General features: G+C 50.4%; 17 protein-coding genes and 4 tRNA genes. 3 read left to right on the top strand and 18 right to left on the bottom strand.

Annotated features, from left to right (window positions below):
* Positions 1-775: 775 nt before the first annotated feature.
* Positions 776-1,444, bottom strand: coding sequence for a hypothetical protein (locus ACJJID_RS04720; RefSeq protein WP_444921696.1), 669 nt, complete (start codon positions 1,442-1,444; stop codon positions 776-778).
* 576 nt (positions 1,445-2,020) lie between these two features.
* Positions 2,021-2,431: an IS200/IS605 family transposase gene (tnpA, locus tag ACJJID_RS04715; protein ID WP_444921695.1), complete on the bottom strand. Its 411-nt coding sequence runs from the start codon at positions 2,429-2,431 to the stop codon at positions 2,021-2,023.
* A 402-nt stretch (positions 2,432-2,833) separates the two neighbouring features.
* Here tnpA and ACJJID_RS04710 point away from each other — a divergent pair, with 402 nt between their 5' ends.
* Positions 2,834-3,340: a hypothetical protein gene (locus ACJJID_RS04710; protein ID WP_444921694.1), complete on the top strand. Its 507-nt coding sequence runs from the start codon at positions 2,834-2,836 to the stop codon at positions 3,338-3,340.
* Positions 3,341-4,071: 731 nt separating this feature from the next.
* Here ACJJID_RS04710 and ACJJID_RS04705 read toward each other — a convergent pair.
* From ACJJID_RS04705 to uvrB, 12 genes are all read right to left on the bottom strand, one after another.
* Positions 4,072-4,515, bottom strand: coding sequence for a hypothetical protein (locus ACJJID_RS04705; protein ID WP_444921693.1), 444 nt, complete (start codon positions 4,513-4,515; stop codon positions 4,072-4,074).
* A gap of 1,628 nt (positions 4,516-6,143) precedes the next feature.
* Positions 6,144-6,220, bottom strand: a tRNA-Pro gene (locus ACJJID_RS04700).
* Between the two features lie 114 nt (positions 6,221-6,334).
* Positions 6,335-6,703: a MerR family transcriptional regulator gene (locus tag ACJJID_RS04695; RefSeq protein WP_152452791.1), complete on the bottom strand. Its 369-nt coding sequence runs from the start codon at positions 6,701-6,703 to the stop codon at positions 6,335-6,337.
* Positions 6,684-6,989, bottom strand: a complete 306-nt coding sequence (gene ihfA / locus ACJJID_RS04690) for an integration host factor subunit alpha (protein WP_444907762.1) — start codon at positions 6,987-6,989, stop codon at positions 6,684-6,686. The genes ACJJID_RS04695 and ihfA overlap by 20 nt, the downstream gene beginning before the upstream one ends.
* 130 nt (positions 6,990-7,119) lie before the next feature.
* A complete protein-coding gene (gene pheT, locus ACJJID_RS04685; protein WP_444921692.1) occupies positions 7,120-9,495 on the bottom strand; it encodes a phenylalanine--tRNA ligase subunit beta in 2,376 nt (791 codons plus the stop codon).
* 131 nt (positions 9,496-9,626) lie between these two features.
* Entirely contained in the window at positions 9,627-10,640 is a 1,014-nt protein-coding gene (gene pheS / locus ACJJID_RS04680; RefSeq protein WP_252082361.1) for a phenylalanine--tRNA ligase subunit alpha, read from the bottom strand.
* A gap of 204 nt (positions 10,641-10,844) precedes the next feature.
* Positions 10,845-11,204 carry a 50S ribosomal protein L20 gene (gene rplT, locus ACJJID_RS04675; RefSeq protein WP_020413350.1) on the bottom strand — a complete coding sequence of 120 codons (360 nt, stop codon included), beginning with the start codon at positions 11,202-11,204 and terminating at the stop codon, positions 10,845-10,847.
* 36 nt (positions 11,205-11,240) lie between these two features.
* Complete coding sequence (rpmI, locus tag ACJJID_RS04670) at positions 11,241-11,435, bottom strand: 50S ribosomal protein L35 (protein ID WP_020413351.1); 195 nt, start codon at positions 11,433-11,435, stop codon at positions 11,241-11,243.
* Between the two features lie 147 nt (positions 11,436-11,582).
* Positions 11,583-12,122 (bottom strand): translation initiation factor IF-3, encoded by a 540-nt coding sequence (infC, locus tag ACJJID_RS04665; protein ID WP_152452785.1) that lies wholly within the window; start codon positions 12,120-12,122, stop codon positions 11,583-11,585.
* 27 nt (positions 12,123-12,149) lie between these two features.
* Complete coding sequence (thrS, locus tag ACJJID_RS04660; protein ID WP_444921691.1) at positions 12,150-14,078, bottom strand: threonine--tRNA ligase; 1,929 nt, start codon at positions 14,076-14,078, stop codon at positions 12,150-12,152.
* Between the two features lie 107 nt (positions 14,079-14,185).
* A tRNA-Val gene (locus tag ACJJID_RS04655) sits at positions 14,186-14,262 on the bottom strand.
* Positions 14,263-14,412: 150 nt separating this feature from the next.
* Positions 14,413-16,419, bottom strand: a complete 2,007-nt coding sequence (gene uvrB, locus ACJJID_RS04650) for an excinuclease ABC subunit UvrB (protein WP_444921690.1) — start codon at positions 16,417-16,419, stop codon at positions 14,413-14,415.
* Positions 16,420-16,660: 241 nt separating this feature from the next.
* Here uvrB and ACJJID_RS04645 point away from each other — a divergent pair.
* Both ACJJID_RS04645 and ACJJID_RS04640 read left to right on the top strand, forming a co-directional pair.
* Positions 16,661-16,736: transfer RNA gene (locus ACJJID_RS04645), tRNA-Asn, on the top strand.
* Positions 16,737-16,781: 45 nt separating this feature from the next.
* Positions 16,782-16,857 (top strand) — tRNA-Asn (locus ACJJID_RS04640).
* Between the two features lie 147 nt (positions 16,858-17,004).
* Here ACJJID_RS04640 and ACJJID_RS04635 read toward each other — a convergent pair.
* From ACJJID_RS04635 to pyrF, 4 genes are all read right to left on the bottom strand, one after another.
* On the bottom strand, positions 17,005-18,957 hold the full coding sequence (locus ACJJID_RS04635) for a polysaccharide biosynthesis protein (protein WP_444921689.1): 1,953 nt from the start codon (positions 18,955-18,957) through the stop codon (positions 17,005-17,007).
* Positions 18,958-19,016: 59 nt separating this feature from the next.
* Positions 19,017-19,907: an MraY family glycosyltransferase gene (locus ACJJID_RS04630; RefSeq protein ID WP_444921688.1), complete on the bottom strand. Its 891-nt coding sequence runs from the start codon at positions 19,905-19,907 to the stop codon at positions 19,017-19,019.
* Between the two features lie 162 nt (positions 19,908-20,069).
* Positions 20,070-20,372: a ComEA family DNA-binding protein gene (locus ACJJID_RS04625; protein WP_444921687.1), complete on the bottom strand. Its 303-nt coding sequence runs from the start codon at positions 20,370-20,372 to the stop codon at positions 20,070-20,072.
* Positions 20,373-20,513: 141 nt separating this feature from the next.
* Positions 20,514-21,224, bottom strand: a complete 711-nt coding sequence (gene pyrF, locus ACJJID_RS04620) for an orotidine-5'-phosphate decarboxylase (RefSeq protein WP_444921686.1) — start codon at positions 21,222-21,224, stop codon at positions 20,514-20,516.
* Between the last annotated feature and the right edge of the window lie 22 nt (positions 21,225-21,246).

Below are 21,246 nucleotides of genomic sequence, written 5' to 3'. Positions count from 1 at the left end.
CGCAAAATTAAATATTAATCAAACCCCATAAAGAAATTCACCTGCACTTCAAACAAGAGTACTATTTATTGCCAAATTGAATATAACCAACCAATTTCTTTAGGAGCAAAACAACCTACTTTAAAAGCAGGATATATATTTAGCATTTAATATCTTCGAAGCTTGCACTCACACTCTTAAGAGATACCTCTCCGCCAAAAAGTATCACACCAGGAAACCAACTAATAACATCGATTAAAACTTGAAGGACTGGACTTTGATCCCACTCAAAAAAAATTAACATATGAATGTTATGTAAGCGCAACATTTATAGAAATATGCCAGTACTAAGCTCCAGGAATTGCTGAGTAAAAAAACCAGAATGGCAACTGCTAGCAGGTGGTGCAACCATTATCGATACCGTGACCAACTATGCACCCGATTTTCATGATTTCATCACCGCCAAGAAATTCACTCACCTCTGAATTTAGAGCGCGAATTTATCTTGGTAGGGGGTGATATCTTCCATGGCGCCCTAGACTTAGATCAACTATGAAGCAACCGCCCGTTTGTGGACTTTGCTGATTAGCGTACACCGATCCTCTACGGTTTTGGTAGTCACCCGGGAGGTGGTGTCACTAGTGTACCAGGGCATAATACCGCGATGATGGTTCTGAGGGATAAATAAGAGTGGCATATCAAGGCAAGCAGGACCGAAGCTCTATAAATTCAGCCCCTGACTTGCCACTTACAGAAAATAAGGCCACACAGAGTTTTAAATACCCTCGTTTGAAACCTATAAAGTAATTGGCACTGTTACTCGCTCTAATCCATCCCAATAAGTAAGCTCTATATCTATAACTGAACCATTGGGTTTGTCAAATCTTTGAGCTTTTTCATTTTGGGAAGTAGTTGACCAGCCAGAATTTAGCTCACTACCATTTTCATAGGCTTTTAGCTCTACAAGAGAGTCTAAATTACCGGTTACATAAATGGCCAGGTTATCCCCAGTATCACCCAAAAAAGCGCTCTTTAAACCCTCTTTAAGGGCACTTTCAAAAGAATCAGCACTCTCTGATTTGTTGAAGGACTGGTTTGAAACCTCTAATGAACCCACCTTCCAAGTGAATGCTTTCTTTAAATCAATGTTATTTTTGACTTCTTTGTTTGTGCCTTTACTGGTTAAGATGTCAACAGATCCATCAATCTTTGATGAGCTAATAAAACCAAAAGGTCCATCTTCTAGAATAATATCAACAAATGCATAGTTACCATCTTCGTCTATTTTAGGGAAGCTTCCTAGTTTGAATTTTTCTTCTCCTTTCCTATTGTATCTAACATCTTCACCATTAATCTCAAGTTTCGAGAATTTTAATGATTCTGAGTCAACAACGGCTATATCTCTACCTTCAACCTTAAAAAGAATACTTCTTGATGCCATTGCGCACTGTTGTGGCTTATCCATAAAGCTGAGGGTTTCCAGCTCAGGATGACAGTCCCTATAAGCAACCATCCTTGTATCGAAATTCGCGGCTTTCACAGGCATCGCAAACATTAAAAAAATTAAAAGGAGAGGCCTCGTACTATTCATTTCCAATATACCTATCTATTATTACCTAAAAATGAGTGGGCGAATTATGTAGTGATATTCTCATGGAGTAAATCAAAAATATTTAGATTAATAATATGGGTAGTACATTTGTACATATTAGAGTTGATTTTATGAGATATTTCAGTGCAGATTTAGAATTGGCAATACTTTTTTCAGTGAGCAGCCAAACTCGGACACCTATTTAGGTGGCAAGGTTCACATTGTCAGCTGAGATAGGGCTATTCAACGAATAGTCAACGTCGATATTTCCCCCTAAATTTAAATTTGAGGTTGCCCGCTCGCGGGATGATCGGCAGCGACCATCTAACTTTGGGATAATCTGCTAGATAACAAGGGAGAGAAGCCCTTTGGTAAGGCACCTACCTCGAAGCATGAGAAAATCAGCAACCACCCGCATAGCGGATGGTATGGTGAAAGCCCCCAAAGGGGCTAGCTACACCCCGCCAGCTGCATCTGCTCTTGACGACGCTCTTCAACCTCTTCATTCTTGATATACTCTTGAATCATCTGCTCATCAAGCCACACTGTACTAACGGAGTATCCCCGGGCCCCAAAGTGTCTTCCTGAAAAATTTCTCTGTGCATGTTTGTACTTTCGAAATATCTGGATCGCAGATTTCCCTTTCAAAAACCCAACCGTATTGGAAGCACTGAACTTCGGAGGAATCATTAACAACATATGAATTTGATCCCTCATTGCGTACCCCTCAATCAACTCAATACCCTTTTGACGGCATAAGTCTCGAAATATCGTTCCGATCTCCCGCCTCAATGTTCCAAATAATGCTTTCTTTCGATATTTAGGCACAAATACCACGTGGTACCTGCAATAATGTTTCACGTGAGCTTGGCACTACCAATCTCGCATATGGCCTCCTTTATAGATCTTGCCGGTTCATGGAGGCCATATTTTTCATTCTGCACGCCGGAACGGCAGAGCCCTGTCAAATCTCACCGTCAGAGGCAGTAGCTTACCTATGTGTTAATTATCACTGCATTCCATCCTCTATTCGGTGAACATTTCTTTGTGACAGGGGTGCTGAATCTGGAAAAGATCAATAACATCAATGGAAATGGATTGAGGACAGAATGCAAAAGCTAGTCGGCATCTTTGCGCTCGATATTACAGCCTATGCTGTGATATTAGCCATTACCATCTTGTGCTCTATATCGACCAAAAGCCGCCAAAACTCGGTCCGATAGCAAGATCATTACTCGCTGGCAAGAATTTTTTAGAACTTCCGTGCTAGCTCAACGCTACCTTCAGGGGGACACTCTTGATTCTGGCGAAATGGACAAGCTCAATGAGCTTGTCGCTCTTTGGCAAGCGTGCTTGCAGGATATCAGCTGGTTTTTGCGCTGCCTTAACGAGTCTATTGCTCGCCAAGGCAATGCAGAAAACAAGTGCCGCGGTCGCTTTTGGGAGGGGCGTTTCAAGTCTCAGGCTTTGTTGGATGAGCAGGCGCTGGCAGCCTGCATGGCCTATGTGGATCTCAACCCTGTCCGGGCCAAAATAGCCAAAACTTCGGAGGAGTCGAATTTCACCCCAATCCGACAACGATTTCACGCAGCGACTACTGGTAAGCAGCCCAACAATCTATTGCCGATACTCGGCGGTGAACGCAAAGCAATGCCCAAGGGGCCGCCTTTTCAGCTGGATCACTATCTCGAACTGGTAGATTGGAGTGGCCGACAACTTAACCCACAGAAATGGGGCGCTATTGATGAAAATATCCCCCCAATTCTTTAACAGTTGGGGATATCAACAAAACACTGGCTCTATCTAAACCGCAACTTTGAAAGCCGCTTTAAGTGCTTGGTGGGCTCGGCGGAATTGGGACGACAAGTTTGTACCAAGCAGAATAAGCGCTGGGTACATGGACTGCGAGACCGCCAACTCTTCCTTAGCCCCCCTCCCAGTTCAATAGCCGAAAATCCTCTCGACTATCACTAAAGCAGTTACGCGACTGGCAGCACTCCACACCCATCTCTCAATTATTCAAAAGCCCAACCTATCTGTGCCGAATCACCCCCTGCATTGAAGTTGATGTGCCATCTACCGAATGGTGACGTACCAATTTTGCTTATTTCTTAGCACTTCTACTCCGTGGACTCATCTGCGGGTCCGTAGTGGGCTGCCTGTCGCGAAACTGACCCCACTTTCTAATCTTTGAGTGTTCAGGATCATTTATCCCGTCAAATCAAAGATGGAGAACCTCCAGAGCTGATACTTGTTACGTAAATGCCACCCCTTCTCTAATCTTTGGGTGTTCTAGAATTAATACAGAAAAGATGAAATACACGATTTCAAAGCTATTCTTTCAGATTATGGGTGCCCTGGATTTATTTGGCTTACCAGCGGCCAAGCCGGAGCGATTTTTGTGATAAAGTGTAACGCAGCTTAACCACAAAAACCGCGTAGGTTTGGACGCCTGCGTGTAGCCGCTTGTTAGGCCAAGTGCATATACAAGATTATATAGATCAAATCTTGAGTATACTTGTTTTACCCTGCGCTCTCTTAAAAAGATTGTAAGCATCAATACCTGGATCAAAACCCACGCTAGAAAACTCACTGCCTTCACTACCTGGATCTATACAATTCCAAAAAGATGCAGCACTATTTAATACAAAGCCTCTCAGATACCAATTTGGGTCTATAGAGAATAAAGATTTTCGCAAATCTATAGATTCAGGCGGGCGATACTCACTGAGCCAATGCCAAGCCTCTCTTCTATGCGCGGTACTTGAGAATATTCTTTTTTCGTTTGCAGCGTTCGCATTTTGAATAACGTAATCGGCGCTTTGACTAGTTAAAGGTATTCCTAGACTATCAAGGAAGTTATTTGTCACATACACCAAGCCACCAAACCAGCTTGAACTATCTTTTGTTGCATCGGATACTTTTTTTCTATTTTCATCTGGCATAAATACTTTCCTATAGTTGCTTAACGCTGGGCCTGTATTTTATACACATATTTAAATACTATTCAAAGCCCCATACAAAGCACAATTCAATGAGTTTATTAGAACCTGGTTTCGAGCAAATTTTTCACATTAAAAGCAGGTTACCCCCCACGCTACTAGACATAGGTGTCACGTACCATGGCGGTTCAACTCTTTTCCACTTCCTGCCTACCATTTCTACTATTGCCGTCAAGCCCAACTAGGAGGTCTCTTTAAGCACATTTCTCAAATTCGAAAACGGTTAAATTCACCGCGTGAGCTGTAGTAAGTAATATAGGCCCGCACGCCTATGTCGCGCCTTCGAGATATCCCGTTAATCGCTCTCACTTCGGGTCACTAAGGAACGCTTAATCGGTGTATTGTACTTACAGCTTTCCTTAACGATAAAACTTTAATCAAACAGCCTATCCTCCGACCAGTCACACTCTCAAACAAAACTAACAACTTAAAAATTACCGTAACTACACAGTTAAATACAGAAATACACTAATAAAAAATTCTCTTATATGATTAATCTCTACACTCAAGAAACCCATAAACTCCCTCACACCCCAACCCTCAACCCTCAACCCTCAATCTTCAATCTTCAATCTTCAATCTTCAATCTTCAATCTTCAATCTTCAATCTTCAATCTTCAATCTTCAATCTTCGACAAAAATAAAAAATATAGCCCCCCGAAATCATTGCGTCAATTCAGAATTTAATAACTATAGATTTCATAAAACTGAACCTAATACCAAAACAAAATTTTCAGATAGAACTCTGCACAGTAAGCAACAAAAACCTCATGCCGCCACTTTAACTCGACACCTACATATCGCCTCGAAAAATACCATCAATTATAATTTTACGCAGCAACAGGCAAAAAACACCCAAACACAGTAACACTGAATCAACATCTTTTATTTTTAATTGTTACACAAGAAACCATATTGCACCGATTAAAAGGAAGTTTCAGTAAAGCGAATTTAGCAAGGAGAGGTGCCTCAGCTCTTTTTAATCTCAACTTGCTATCCGCCGGCAATAAGCGCTTGACCTCAACAACTGCAACGAGCTTTAGACCGCAAACTATTTATGCGCAGAGATGGTGGCTTTTGTTTTGCCGCCTCCGCGTAGAGACGCAATGTTAATAATATCGACGATACCCATACCGATATTATTTTTTCGGAGCAATTTAATAGCGAAAGACCTATCACCCTACGTCGAAAGAAATTAGATATCGCGCAACCGAAAAACCCTGCTCAGGAGGATAACAAAGCTAGCAAAGTGGGAAGCTATACCGCTCACTGTGAAGAGCAATAACCTGTGCAACATACCCAAAGACATAACAACGCAATCTAGCGCATACACCCCTATCCCGATTGCTCCCAGAAGTTTTACCTAGTGCACTCAAAATCTGCAATGCGATATTGTGTACCTCTGGCGGGGCCCGAACTCCTAGACCATTAAAGATTTCAGCAATACTACGGCTAGAGAGCCCCCGAATAGATATAAGTTAGTAAGATTCCCTCTTAATTGACTTTATTTTGGACACAAAAAAACCCGCTAAAAAGCGGGTTTTTTTGCCGTTGCTAGGCAACGATATGTATGGTCGGAGCGGCCGGATTTGAACCGACGACCACCACACCCCCAGTGTGGTGCGCTACCAGGCTGCGCTACGCTCCGATTTTGAAAAATCGCTCACTTCGCTAAGTGCTTGATTTTTAAAGACATCGTATCTCGATGTGGCGTGAATCATACCGGACTAGGGCTGGATTGCAAGCCCGTATCGGTACTTTTTTAGAAATTCTTTCTCCCGTCCAGCAGAGCCACCACATCTTTGAGTTCCGCAATCACTTCCGGCAGTACCTGCTGCAGCTGTACCACTTCTGCCCTTTCGCTGCCGGTCTCTATCTGCTGGCGGGCTCCTCCAATGGTATAGCCCTCTTCATAGAGTAGCGCACGAATCTGGCGCACCATAATAACGTCCTGGTGCTGGTAGTAGCGGCGGTTGCCGCGGCGTTTAACGGGTTTCAGCTGTGGGAATTCCTGCTCCCAGTAGCGCAGTACATGGGGCTTCACGGCACACAGCTCGCTCACTTCACCAATGGTGAAATAGCGCTTACCGGGGATTGCAGGTAGCTGAGCATTATTGCTCGGTTCCAGCATGTTCCTCTACTCGTGTCTTGAGTTTTTGCCCTGGTTTGAAGGTGACTACCCTGCGGGCTGAGATGGGGATTTCCTCGCCGGTCTTTGGGTTGCGACCGGGACGCTGGCTTTTGTCGCGCAAGTCGAAATTGCCAAAGCCCGAGAGCTTGACCTGCTCGTTGTTCTCCAGCGCATTGCGGATTTCCTCGAAGAAATACTCGACGATCTCTTTCGCTTCGCGCTTATTAAAGCCCAGCTCCTCGTACAACTTTTCGGCGAGCCCGGCCTTGGTCAGTGCCTCTGTCATTGGATCCTACCAATTGATTCAGAGGCGTCGACTCCAGATCGGAAGCGGCCCAAACCGCGGCGGCTTTCAACCCGGAAGCAGACGCTCTCGGGGTGCAATTCAGCCTGCACACCGAGAGCATCGTGCTCTGTTAGCGCAGGCTAGCGTTATATTTTTGTTCTAATTTACCGACCACCGCCTCCAAGGCGGCATTGATTTCTTCGTCATTAAGGGTGCGCGACGAATGCTGAAACGTCAAGCCCAAAGCGACACTTTTTCTATTTAAATCAATACCTTTGCCCTGGTAGACATCAAATATCTTGAGGTCCGTCAAGGTTTCACCGGCGGCCTCGGTGGCGGTCTCCACCAGGCTGGCGGCGGGAACGTCCGCATCAATCAACAGGGCCATGTCGCGGCGCACTTCCGGGAACTTGGACAGCGGGCGGAACGCGGGGGCTTTACCTTGGCCGATCGCTTCCAGGCTGAGCTCGAATACGAACGCCGGCTTGGCCAGATCCAGCTTTTTCTGCAGCTGCGGGTGCAGGGCACCGATAACCCCTACTTCGCGGTCGCCGCGCATAATCTTGGCGGTTTGGCCAGGGTGCAGTGCGGAGTGTTGGCCGGCAACAAAGCGGAATTCATCGGCGACACCGGTGCGGGCCAGCAGGGCTTCCACGTCAGCTTTCACATCGAAGAAATCCACGCTGTCTTTGCTGCCAGTCCAATTTTCCGCAAAGCGGTTACCGTAGGCGAGACCAGCGATCATCTGTTCCTGGTGCAGCTCCGCACCGGGTACGAAGCGCAGACCAGTTTCGAACAGGCGTACGCGGTTTTGCTGGCGATTGAGGTTGTACTGCAAGGCTTTGTACAGGCCCGGCAGCAAGGTGGTACGCATCACCGCCAGCTCGGCGCTGATTGGGTTCTGCAGGGCCACCGGGTCGGCTTCCGGGTCAAACAGGGCAGCGCTGTCGCTATCGATAAAGCTGAAAGTGATCGCTTCGTAGTAACCGCGGCTCAGCAGGGTCTGCTCCAGGCTGTCCTGGGCAATGGCACTTTCCGGGCGTGGGGCAATTTCCAGTTCGGCGGTAAAGCTCTCGCTGGGGATACGGTTATAGCCGTAAACACGGGCCAGCTCTTCCAGCAGGTCGGCTTCGATGGCGATATCGAAACGGAAGCTGGGGGCGAGGAAGGTCCAGCCTTCGGCATTTTGATCGATCTTTTCCAGGCCCAGGCGGGTAAGAATATCGACGATCTCGTCATCCGCCAGCTGGATACCCAGGCCCTGCTCTACCCGCGCTCGACGCAGAGTGATATGACGCTCGGCGGGCATGGTTTCGGTCAGCTCGCGCAGATGTACCGGGCCGGGCTCACCGCCAACGATATCCAGCAACAGCTGAGTAGCGCGCTCAACCGCTTTCTCTTGCAGGTGGTAGTCCACGCCGCGCTCAAAACGGTGAGAGGAGTCGGTGTGCAAACCATAGGAACGGGCCTTACCGGCAATCGCCAGCGGGCTGAAAAAGGCACTCTCCAGGAAGATATGCTGGGTATCTTCGGTAACGGAAGAATCCAGGCCGCCCATGATGCCGGCCATGGCCAGAGGCTTTTCTTCGTCGGCAATTACCAGGGTACCTTCCTGCAGTTTCACTTCCTGGCCGTCCAGCAAGGTTAGCTCTTCACCGGCTTCAGCCATGCGCACTTTGATACCGCCGGAGAGTTTCTCCAAGTCGAAGGCGTGCATGGGCTGGCCCAGCTCCAGCAGGACGTAGTTAGTTACGTCTACTACCGGATCAATACTGCGCAGGCCGCTGCGACGCAGACGCTCCTGCATCCACAGAGGTGTTACGGCCTTGATATCGATATTGCGAATGACACGACCTACGTAGCGCGGGCAGGCAGCTTCGGCCAGCAGGGATACGGGCAGACTCTCATCGATTTGCTGGGGTACCGGGGCAACTTCCGGGCCCTGCACGGCACAGCGGTTCAGTACACCCACTTCGCGGGCAATACCGGCAACACCGAGGCAGTCGGAACGGTTTGGGGTGAGGTCTACTTCGATAGTCTCATCGTCCAGCTGCAGGTATTCGCGCAGACCGGCACCGGTGGGTGCGTCTTCTGGCAGCTCCCAGATACCGTCGTTGTCTTCGCCCAGCTCCAGTTCGGTTTGTGCACAGAGCATGCCGAAGCTTTCGACACCGCGCAGCTTGGCTTTTTTGATTTTAAAATCGCCCGGCAGCTTGGCGCCTACCAGCGCAAAAGGAATTTTGATTCCAACGCGCGCGTTGGGGGCACCACACACTACTTGCATTTCACCGTCGGGGTGGCCGGCCACTTTACAGACACGCAATTTGTCGGCATCCGGGTGCTGTTCACAGGCGACAATCTCACCGACAACCACCCCGGAAAAATCACCCGCTACTTTCTCTATGCCATCCACTTCCAGGCCGGCCATGGTGATTTGATCGGCCAGTTCCTGTGTGGTGAGTTTCGGGTTTACCCATTCCCGCAACCAGGAGTTGCTGATTTTCATAGTTGATCTCTTTCTGTATTCCGTCAGCGCACCTCTGTGCGCATTTCGCCCTGGGTATTTATTTCGCCACCCGGGCCTCCACAATTCGATTGCTACTGCGAACAGCCGCGGCTATTCACGCTCTCACTGGGCTAGAACTGTTTCAAAAAGCGCAGATCGTTATCGAAGAACAAGCGCAGATCGTTAACGCCGTAACGCAGCATGGCGAGGCGCTCGATACCAATACCGAAGGCAAAGCCGGAGTATTTTTCGCTGTCGATATCGCAGGCGGCAAACACGTTCGGGTGCACCATGCCGCAGCCGAGAATTTCCAGCCAGCCGGTGCCGGAACATACGCGGCAACCTTCACCGCCACAGGCAGTGCACTGGATATCGGCTTCCGCGGAAGGCTCAGTGAATGGAAAGTAAGACGGACGGAAACGCACCGGCACTTCCGCTTCGAAGAAGGCTCGCAGGAATTGGTCGATAGTGCCTTTCAGGTGCGCAAAGCTGATGTTCTCACCGATTACCAGGCCTTCTACCTGGTGGAACATGGGCGAGTGGGTCACATCGGAGTCGCAACGGTATACGCGGCCCGGGCAGATAATGCGCAGCGGCGGAGACTTCTTCTCCATGGTGCGGATCTGCACGGAAGAAGTGTGTGTTCTCAGTACCGTGGTGGGGTCCACGTAGAAAGTGTCGTGCATCGCGCGCGCTGGGTGGTGCGCGGGAATATTCAGGGCTTCGAAGTTGTAGTAGTCCTGTTCGACTTCCGGGCCGTTCTCAACTGTAAATCCGATGCCTGCAAAGAAATCTTCTACACGCTTTAAGGTGCGGGTGATGGGGTGAGCATTGCCCTGCTCTTCACCGCGCCCCGGCAGAGTGACATCTATGGTCTCTTCAGCCAGCTTGGCATTGATGGCTGCCTGCTCCAGCATAGTGCGGCGCGCGTTAATTTTTTCCTGCACCTGCTGCTTGGCTTCGTTGATCTTGGCACCCGCAGCCGGGCGCTCCTCAGCGGACAGCTTGCCCAGGCCTTTCAGCAGTGCCGTCAGCTGGCCCTTTTTGCCCAGGTAATCAACACGCACCTGATCCAGTGCGGCGAGGCCGTCGGCCTTCTCCACCAGCTCCATTGCCTGCTCGGTGAGGGACTGCAAATCTTGCATCGAACTGTTCCCGTTTGAATCCAACTTCGATTGGGGCCTATTGGCCCTAGTTTTTGTGCTTGTTTCGGCCGGTGCGCTTGCACCGCGGGGGCTCCCCTGGCACCGCCACCGGTAAAAATAGCGGAAACCCCATAAAAAAATAGGGAAGGGCCGCTACAGCCCTTCCCTATTTTAAGTATTCAGTTTTACAACTGAAATGACAGCTTACGCTGCCAGGGCTGCCTTAGCTTTTTCAACTACGGCAGCAAAAGCGGCTTTATCGTAAACAGCCAGATCAGCCAGTACACGGCGATCCAGTGCGATGTCCGCTTTCTTCAGACCTGCAATCAGGCGGCTGTAGCTCAGGCCTTCGGCACGGGACTGGGCGTTAATACGGGTAATCCACAGAGCGCGGAAGTTACGCTTTTTAACGCGACGGTCACGGTATGCGTACTGACCAGCTTTAATAACTGCCTGCTTGGCAACGCGGAATACGCGAGAACGCGCACCGTAGTAACCTTTAGCCTGCTTCAGAATCTTCTTGTGACGACGACGCGCCTCTACACCACGTTTTACACGGGCCATAACTCTATCCTCTTAAACCTTTGCGATTTGGGCCAATTACTTGGCGCGCAGCATACGATCGACCAGACCGGCATCAGACTTGTTCATAGTCTGGGTGCCACGCAGCTGACGCTTACGCTTGGTGGTCATCTTGGTGAGGATGTGGCTCTTGTTAGCGTGCTTGTGCTTGTAGCCCGCAGCCGTCTTCTTGAAGCGCTTGGCAGCGCCACTATGAGTCTTTGCTTTCGGCATTTTGTACTCCAAAGTGAATATTCGCCTGTAAAACAGGCACCTTTAGTAACTGCCGACAACCAGGGGTTATCGACACTGTGAGAGTGAGGAGGCAGCCGTCGCCCAATCACTTCTCAAAGGAGGTCCCGGGAATCGCTTCCCCAAACCTCACTTTTTCTTTTTGCTAGGAGCGAGAACCATCAACATCTGGCGACCTTCCATCTTTGGTCTTTGCTCTACAACAGCCAGCTCTTCCAGGTCTTTTTCGATGCGCTGCATCATCTCCATGCCAAGCTCCTGGTGAGCCATTTCACGACCACGGAAGCGCAGGGATACTTTGGCTTTGTCACCCGCTTCAAGGAAGCGGATGAGGTTGCGCAGCTTGATCTGGTAGTCACCGATATCGGTGCCTGGGCGGAATTTCATTTCCTTGATCTGCTGCTGCTTCTGCTTCTTCTTGGCCGCATTCTTGGCTTTCTTGGCCTCGAATACGTGCTTGCCGTAGTCCATGATCTTACAGACTATCGGCGTGGAGTCCGAGGCAATTTCAACGAGATCCAAGCTGGCTTTCTGTGCAGCTTCCAGCGCTTCATCCAGGGAGACAATGCCTACCTGTTCGCCATCAGCGCCTATCAGGCGGATTTCTGACGCTTCAATCTGATCGTTTATGCGGGCCTTTTTGGACCGTCCCTTAGTGTCTCGTTTAATAGCTATGGTCTCCCAGTTGCCAAGTTGTTATGCATTATCTTCGGACAAACGGCCGCGGCGACTGACGTCCTGTTCGAGAATCTCTAGGAAAGACTCATAAGTCATGCTTCCCAGGTCCTCACCGCTGCGGGTGCGCACGGCAACCGTCTGGCTCTCTACTTCCTTATCGCCAATGACCAGCAGATAAGGGACACGCTGAAGCGTGTGCTCGCGGATTTTAAAGCCGATCTTCTCGTTTCTCAAGTCAGCACTGGCGCGGTATTCAAGGGCGCCGAGGCGAGCCTCAAGATCGCGGCAATAATCAGCCTGACGATCGGTGATATTCATGATTGCCACCTGCTGTGGCGCCAGCCAGGTGGGGAACGCGCCTTCATAGTGCTCGATCAGGATTCCGATAAAGCGTTCGAAGGACCCCAGGGCTGCGCGGTGCAACATGACCGGTGACTGACGCGAGCCATCTTCGGCAACATATTGCGCATCCAGGCGGCCCGGCATAGAGAAATCTACCTGAATAGTACCGCACTGCCATACACGGCCGAGGCAGTCTTTCAGGGAGAATTCGATCTTGGGTCCGTAGAAGGCACCTTCACCTGGCAGCTCCCCCCAGGGCAGACCTGCGGCATCCAGCGCATCCGCCAGCGCTTTTTCTGCCTTGTCCCAGCTTTCATCGGAACCCACACGCTTCTCCGGGCGAGTGGAGAGGCGGTAAATAACATCATTAAAGCCGAAGTCTTTGTACACGGAGTGCAGCAGATCCATAAAGTCAGAAACCTCTGACTGGATCTGATCTTCGCTACAGAAGATATGACCATCATCCTGCACGAAGCCGCGCACACGCATCAGACCATGCAGGGAACCGGAGGGTTCACTGCGGTGACAGGAACCAAACTCCGCCAAACGCAGCGGCAGGTCGCGATAACTGCGCAAACCTTGATTAAACACCTGCACATGACAGGGGCAATTCATCGGCTTGATGGCAAACTGACGCTCTTCACTGGTGAGCGTAAACATATCATCGGCAAACTTGTCCGCATGACCGGACTTCCGCCACAGGCTGAAATCCACCAGCTGTGGGGTTTTGATTTCTTTGTAACCAAACTCGCGCTGGCGGCGACGCATGTACTGCTCGACAGTGCTGTATATCGTCCAGCCATTCGGGTGCCAGAACACCATGCCGGGCGCCTCTTCCTGAATATGGAAGAGATCGTATTTCTTGGCCAGCTTGCGGTGGTCACGCTTCTCTGCCTCTTCAATACGACGCAGGTAAGCTTTTAATTCTTTCTTGTTGGCCCAGGCAGTACCGTAAACACGGGTCAACATCTCGTTGCTGGAGTCACCGCGCCAGTAGGCACCAGCCACCTTAGTCAGCTTGAAGGCCTTCAATCTGCCAGTGGAGGGCACGTGGGGGCCGCGACATAGATCTTCGAAATCGCCCTGGCGGTACAGAGAAATATCTTCATCGCTGGGGATACTGTCGATAATCTCGGCTTTGTACTCTTCGCCCATATCGAGGAAGTATTGCACCGCTTCTTTACGAGGCATTAGCCGGCGGCTGACCGTAATATCTTCCTTGGCCAGCACTTCCATACGCTCTTCGATCTTTTCCAGGTCTTCCGGCGTAAATTGGCGCTCGTAGGCAAAGTCGTAATAGAAGCCATCATCGATAACCGGGCCAATAGTGACCTGGGCCGTCGGGTACAGCTGCTTAACCGCTTGCGCCAGCAAGTGTGCGGCAGAGTGGCGAATGACTTCCAGCCCTTCGGGTTGGCGGTCGGTGATGATGGCCAGATTGACATCGCGATCGATGACATAGCTGGTATCAACCTCTTTGCCGTCAACTACGCCAGCAAGTGCAGCCTTGGCCAAGCCAGGACCGATATCTGCGGCCACATCGTGCACGGAAACCGGAGCGGAAAATTCTCGACGAGAACCATCGGGGAGAGTAACAACGAGCATTGTTTGTCCTTTCTCTCAGTGGCGATCCCTACCAAAGACCGCATGAAACTATCCATGAAACCATTCATGGAACTATTGATTCGGATGGAGTAACCACCCTTTGAAGATGGTAGACCCGAGCGGATTTGAACCGCTGACCTCTGCCATGTCAAGGCAGCGCTCTAACCAACTGAGCTACGGGTCTAGAACTCTGCAGCGGGGGAACCCAGTGCTGCGAAGAGCGCGAACTTTAGCACCGCTTTTCAGTGTTTTCAACAACTTACTGAGCTTTTGCAGTAATTTTTTTAAGTGATTGCTGCGGCAGGGGCGGCCGATAAAGCTACCCCCAGCCCAATTATTCCACTTCCTTCAGGCGTGAAATCTCATCTCGCAACTTTGCTGCAGATTCAAACTCCAGGTTTTTGGCGTGCTCATACATCTGATTCTCCAGCTCAGCAACTCGCGCCCAGCGCTGCTTATCGGACATCGGTTTGTCATCAACCTTATAGGTACCCTTCCCTTCTGCCACCTTACGCTTACTTTTGGGCACACCGGGCGCCACAGCGCCCTCAAGAATATCCGCAACGCTTTTGCGAATCCCTTTCGGTGTAATGCCATGCTCTTTATTGAAAGCAATCTGTTTTTCCCGGCGGCGACGGGTCTCTTCCAGCGCGCGCTCCATGGAGCCGGTTACTTTGTCCGCATACAAAATAGCCCGCCCCTCAAGGTTGCGCGCTGCCCGGCCAATCGTCTGGATCAGTGAGCGATCAGAGCGGAGGAAGCCCTCTTTATCGGCATCGAAGATGGCCACCAGGGCAACCTCTGGCATATCCAGACCTTCACGCAGCAAGTTAATACCAACTAGCACATCAAACTCGCCGATGCGAAGATCGCGAATAATCTCCACCCGTTCGACAGTATCGATATCGGAGTGGAGGTAGCGTACCCGCACCCCATTCTCCGCCAGATACTCGGTCAGATCCTCTGCCATCCGCTTTGTCAGCACGGTAATCAGCACTCGTTGATCCGCTTCCGCGCAGCGGTGAATTTCAGAAAGCGCGTCATCTACCTGGGTCTGGGCCGGGCGTATTTCCACTTCCGGATCAACAAGCCCTGTGGGCCGCACTACCTGCTCAACCACCTGCCCCGCGTGATCAGCCTCATAGGGCCCCGGTGTCGCTGAAACAAATACCGTTTGCGGGGCCAGGTGCTCCCACTCTTCAAATTTGAGCGGGCGGTTGTCCAGGGCGGAAGGGAGACGGAAACCGTACCCCACCAGGGTCTCTTTGCGCGATCTATCCCCGCGGTACATGCCGCCGATTTGCGGCACGGTTACGTGGCTTTCATCAATAAACAACAGTGCATCGTTTGGCAAGTAGTCAAAAAGTGTGGGCGGTGGCTGGCCGGCATCACGACCAGACAGGTAACGAGAATAATTCTCCACGCCATTGCAGTACCCTAACTCCTGCATCATTTCCAAATCATATCGGGTACGCTGATCCAGCCTCTGCGCCTCCAGCAACTTGTTATTACCGCGCAACTGCTCCAGACGTACCCGCAGTTCATCCTTGATTTCATCGATAGCGCTGACAATGGTCTCGCGCGGGGTAACGTAGTGACTCTTGGGGAAGATGGTAACCCTGGGAACTTTCTTAAGCTGCTCGCCGGTAAGAGGGTCAAACAGGGTGATCTCTTCAATTTCTTCATCAAACAGAGACAGGCGCACCGCCTCCAAATCGGAGTCGGCCGGGTAAATATCAATAATATCGCCGCGCACACGATAGGTTGCACGGCGGAAGTCGGCATCATTGCGCGTATATTGCAACTCCGCCAACCTGCGTAAAATTGTGCGCTGATCCACCAGATCGCCGCGATCCAAATGCAATACCATTTTTAGGTACTTATCGGGATCACCCAGGCCATAAATAGCCGATACCGTGGCAACGACCACAACATCACGCCGCTCTATCAGTGCCTTTGTAGCAGATAGGCGCATCTGCTCAATGTGCTCATTTACCGAGGCATCTTTCTCAATAAAAGTATCTGAGGAGGGCACATAAGCTTCGGGCTGATAGTAGTCGTAATAGGAGACGAAATACTCGACGGCATTCTTGGGGAAAAACTCTTTGAACTCTCCATAGAGCTGGGCAGCCAACGTTTTGTTGTGCGCCATCACTATTGCCGGGCGCTGTAAGCGCTCGATGATGTTCGCCATAGTGAAGGTTTTACCCGAACCCGTAACCCCCAGCAGCGTTTGATGGCTCAAACCATCGTCTATACCCTCGGATAACTGCTCGATCGCCAGCGGCTGATCCCCGGCTGGCTGATACTTAGATTCCACCTTAAAAGGCCGCGACTCCATACACTTCCCTCAACCACTCAATCATTCATGCAACACCGGATTGTAGGCTGTCGTCATACCACCCTCAAATACAAGAGAATAGCGTCCTACCCTGCCCTCCTCAGACCTGAGGCGTTTTGCTCGCAGGCTAAATAAATATTTTCCTGACAAATCAATTAGTTAAAGATCAAAAAAGGGGTTGACCTAGTCAGGAGTGCTCTATAATATACGCGCCATCTCAACGGCACAGCCGAAAAGATATTCCGCCTTAGCTCAGTTGGTAGAGCAAATGACTGTTAATCATTGGGTCGCTGGTTCGAGCCCAGCAGGCGGAGCCAAGTTTACAGCGCAGCTTAATTTGCGCTATATAAGTTAGATTAAATTCCGCCTTAGCTCAGTTGGTAGAGCAAATGACTGTTAATCATTGGGTCGCTGGTTCGAGCCCAGCAGGCGGAGCCAAATTAAAACCCCGCATAGCATGCTATGCGGGGTTTTTTCTTATATGGCCACCCTATATTCTTTCCCTACCCCCCCCTGAGAAGCAAAGTGAACCCTCAACTCCCGACTTAATAAAAAGCTGAGGGGTAGCCGTTCTTAAAGCTAAAGCTACCGAAGGGCGCTCTCATTAGAGACGGGGAGTCGCTCAACAGTGGCCATTTTTACCGGACGGGGCACTTTGGCAGAGCAAGACCAAACGGCATCGGTCAAGCCGTGCTTTGAGACATAACCACTTACCGATTCAGATAAGATCTGATGGACCTTCTCGCAGTGATGCTCAGCGCAGGCCTGCCTCAATGCCGCGATAAGCGATCGCAGGACTCCCCTCTCCAGGAACTCCTCTTCCGCGCGCATAATCATCGGGTGGTCGGTACCCGATACATTGTCACCAAGTAGCAACTCCTCGTAGAGCTTTTCCCCGGGACGCAAGCCAGTCACCTGGATCTCAATATCTCCGTCAGGGTTTTTATCATCCTTTACAGAATGCCCCATAATCCTGATAAGCCGCTCGGCAAGATCATAGATTTGTACTGGCTCTCCCATATCCAACACAAATACATCGCCGTTGCGGCCCATATTCCCCGCCTGCAAGACAAGCTGAGCGGCCTCGGGAATAGTCATAAAGTAGCGAGTCACCTTAGGATGGGTCACAGTAACAGGGCCGCCCGCATTGACCTGATCTGTAAAAAGGGGAATAACCGAGCCAGAAGAGCCCAGCACATTACCAAAGCGGACCATGCAGACCCGCATTTTGCTGGAGTGGCGACCATAGTCCTGACACACCAGTTCGGCAAGGCGCTTGGTGGCACCCATAACATTCGTTGGGCGTACGGCCTTATCGGTAGAAATCAGAACAAACTGCTCCACCTTGGTACCTTCGGTAGCCTCCAAAACTGACAGGGTACCCAGCACATTATTGTCTGCACCCAGAACGACATTCTGCTCAACCAAGGGAACATGCTTATAGGCAGCGGCATGATAAATAGTATTTACCGAAAAGCCTTGAATGATATCAGCCATTCGCACTTTATCGCGGACATCGCCTAGTAGTGCAGTCACCTTGAGCTGATACCCTTCATCCAGTTGCTGCTGGCGAAGCTCACGCTCAATTTGGTAGAGAGCATACTCAGAGGACTCCACCAGCACTAAGTGAGCCGGCCCCCACTGGGCAATCTGCCGGCAAAGTTCCGATCCAATAGACCCACCAGCACCAGTAACCAGCACCACCTTGCCGCTAATAGAGCCAGCTATCAAAGTTTTTTCAGGCTCTACTGGAGCCCTACCTAAAATATTTTCATAGGTTTGGGACATATCTTCGGTGCGGCCCGCCGCATCAACCAGCTCCTCCACACCGGGAATGGCCTTGACCACCAACCCCTGCTCACGAAGCCCCCTTGCTATTTCCCGGCGCCGGCGCTTAGGCACGCCAGGCATTGCCAATAAAACCTCAGCAATATCCTGATCGGCAACAACGCTAAGGATGTTTGCCGGGGAATAAACCATAACACCATCAATCAAAGTCTTTTGCTTAGAGGTGTTATCATCAAAAAAGGCGACGGGCTTATAGACTTCACCATGAAGCAACGCCTTATAAACCTGCAAACCAGCCGTACCGGCGCCATAAATTGCCACGCGAGTTTTATGGATCTCCAAGGCCATCTGATAGTAAATCCTGACCAGCCAGCGAGACCCACCCACAGCAATCAGTGCAAAACACCAGTAGATAACTGGGACCGAGCGAGGGACGCCCGCAGTGGTCAAATAAGAGGCCACTGCAAGGAGAATTGAGGATGCGGTAACCCCTTGGAGTACGGCGATAACCGCTTTCTGCCCCATGTAGCGAATAACCGTGCGGTACAAGCCGAGCTTAAGAAATATAAAGCTACTGGAGCAGATGGTAATAACCAGGCAGGCCAGCATTGGCAACGTCACAGCCTCAGCAAAGCCATTGAGCCGAATTGCCATAGCGATAAAAAAGGCAACACTCAGCATCGCGAGGTCAAACAGCAACATCAATGTCGGCTTCTTGGCCCTGTCAAATTTTCGCCAAATACCAATCACAGGATTACTCCAAACATAGAATCAACCAATCCCTGGCCCCATTCTAGCGACCATCAAAGTCAAGCTGCCGTCAAGGCAACAAAAGCGAATGCGACACTAGATGCAGCAACCATTAAAGCCAACTGCAAATGTAGTGTTTTTCTCACTCCAATTCGGAGTGCCAAGCGCTGGTAAAGGTGCTCTCGATGGGCCTCCCACCAGCGCTGCCCAGCGGCCACTCTGCGCAATAATGTAAAACTGGCATCCACCCAAAATGGGCTAAATACAATGATCGGGAACCATAACTGAAAGGCCCCTCTCTGCCACCCAAACACGCTTAAAGCGAACACTGCCAAACCAATGCCTGTGGACCCTGCATCCCCCATAAATATTCGAGCAGGGGGCCAATTAAAGCGCAGGAAAATCACTGTGCACACCACAAACAAGGCGCACACACCAGCCAACTCCCAATCACCAGCAAAAAAACACACAAGACCAAGAGATAAAAAACCGATCACAGTCATGCTGCCGGCAAAGCCATCCATGCCGTCCATAAAATTGTACAGATTGATCATCCAACTCCCCGCCAGAACGAGGGGAAGAAGCCACCACCAATCCACCTCTCTGGGTAGCGAAAGAACAATCAATATCGCGGCGATTAACTGGGTGGCAAAACGTACCCTAGCAGCCACATGCCGCACATCATCTATGGCCGATACAGCAAGCAGCAAGAAAAAAGATATATAAACCGGCAGAGGAAAAGATGCCGGCCCAACAGCTAAGCCCAGCCCGCAACCCGCCAATAGCGCCCAACCACCAGTGCGAGGAACCGGGTCGCTATGCATGGAGCGATGATTGGGCACATCCAGGGCCAAATTTTGCATGCGCGACAGCAAGACAGATGTCATGCCGTAACTCAATGCCCCCCCAACTAGCAACGGGAGCAACCAGGCTAAAAATGAACCTGCCAAAACTTTCTCCTTCAACACCTACTATTGACGCAACACATAGCGCTAAAACTAAACCTCAGAACAAGCGCTGACATCAATTTCGCAGCAGAGGAGAGCTGAGGCAGAGAGGCACCCCATCCTATCAACAAAGGGGAATCCTCTTCGCCCCTGATTCCAAGTCAACTACAATCGAATCCGCTCACGATTCTTGTCGAGCGTCGCTGCACCAATCCCTTTGACATTCAGCAACTGATCCAGCGATGTAAAGGGACCGTGCTGCTCCCGATACTCAATAATCAGCTGCGCTTTGGCCTCACCAATGCCAACAAGCCTCTCCGCAAGCTCTGTCGCGGATGCACTGTTTACATTGACCGCAATAGAGTCTTGCTGTGCAACCTCAATCTCCTCGGCGGATAATGCCGATGAAGAAAAAAATGTAAGGGCAATAGCCAGTAATACAGAAATTAACGAATGAGCTTTTATCATGATCGACTCCCAGTGAAAGTGTTTTGGTTTCACATTGGGACTGCTATACCTCCCCAAGGCGGACCATGATACCAACAGGTCATATGAGCCTCTTGCAAAGGCTTATTACACTACATGACACCCAGTCAAAGCAAACAAACCTTATTTTCCTGCAATTTCAGCCAATATATCTTGCAGGGCTGTCAGGGGGTCCTCTGCCGCAGTGATGGGTCGACCAATTACCAAGTAGTCAGATCCCTGATTCAATGCCTCATAAGGGGTAAGAGTACGTCGCTGATCGCCGGCGTCACTACCCGCAGGGCGAATTCCTGGGGTCACCAAAGCAAAATCTGGACCACAGGCTGCTTTTAGCGCTTCAGCCTCGCGCGCAGAGCAGACTACACCATCGAGACCACAGGACTGAGCCTGAGCGGCCAGGTTGAGCACCTGCTCCTCCAAGGGCTTACCAACCCCAGTTGCTGCAAGCTCTTCCTGGGTGGTGCTAGTCAGCACAGTGACTCCGATCAGCAACGGCCTACCTTCGCCAAGCTCACTCAACGCATCGGCAGCCGCTCTCATCATGCGCTCTCCGCCACTAGCGTGCACATTTACCATCCAAACACCCAGGCGCGCTGCCGCCTTTACCGCTGCTGCAACGGTATTGGGGATATCATGAAATTTCAGGTCCAGAAAAACCTCAAACCCTCGATCGACAAGGGCGCAAACCAGATCTGGCCCCGCAATAGTGAATAATTCCTTGCCAACTTTTACTCGACAAAGAGATGGGTCTAGCTGATCCGTCATAGAGAGCGCGGCATCAGCGTTGTCATAATCGAGGGCAACAATAACCGGGGAAGAAACTTGAGAATGCAAAGAAATACCTCTAAAAAAATTA

This window comes from Microbulbifer sp. CnH-101-G, assembly GCF_052466775.1.
The sequence above is the reverse complement of the archived record's forward strand: the minus strand, read 5'-3'. Positions and strand labels throughout refer to the sequence as shown.

What these genes read in the sequence shown, in the direction of transcription:
- uvrB (WP_444921690.1), bottom strand. Translation starts at nt 16,419, where the DNA reads ATGGAGTCGCGGCCTTTTAAGGTGGAATCTAAGTATCAGCCAGCCGGG.
- pheS (WP_252082361.1), bottom strand. Translation starts at nt 10,640, where the DNA reads ATGCAAGATTTGCAGTCCCTCACCGAGCAGGCAATGGAGCTGGTGGAG.
- rpmI (WP_020413351.1), bottom strand. Translation starts at nt 11,435, where the DNA reads ATGCCGAAAGCAAAGACTCATAGTGGCGCTGCCAAGCGCTTCAAGAAG.
- ACJJID_RS04705 (WP_444921693.1), bottom strand. Translation starts at nt 4,515, where the DNA reads ATGCCAGATGAAAATAGAAAAAAAGTATCCGATGCAACAAAAGATAGT.
- thrS (WP_444921691.1), bottom strand. Translation starts at nt 14,078, where the DNA reads ATGCTCGTTGTTACTCTCCCCGATGGTTCTCGTCGAGAATTTTCCGCT.
- ACJJID_RS04625 (WP_444921687.1), bottom strand. Translation starts at nt 20,372, where the DNA reads ATGATAAAAGCTCATTCGTTAATTTCTGTATTACTGGCTATTGCCCTT.
- pheT (WP_444921692.1), bottom strand. Translation starts at nt 9,495, where the DNA reads ATGAAAATCAGCAACTCCTGGTTGCGGGAATGGGTAAACCCGAAACTC.
- rplT (WP_020413350.1), bottom strand. Translation starts at nt 11,204, where the DNA reads ATGGCCCGTGTAAAACGTGGTGTAGAGGCGCGTCGTCGTCACAAGAAG.
- ACJJID_RS04695 (WP_152452791.1), bottom strand. Translation starts at nt 6,703, where the DNA reads ATGCTGGAACCGAGCAATAATGCTCAGCTACCTGCAATCCCCGGTAAG.
- ACJJID_RS04720 (WP_444921696.1), bottom strand. Translation starts at nt 1,444, where the DNA reads ATGGATAAGCCACAACAGTGCGCAATGGCATCAAGAAGTATTCTTTTT.
- ihfA (WP_444907762.1), bottom strand. Translation starts at nt 6,989, where the DNA reads ATGACAGAGGCACTGACCAAGGCCGGGCTCGCCGAAAAGTTGTACGAG.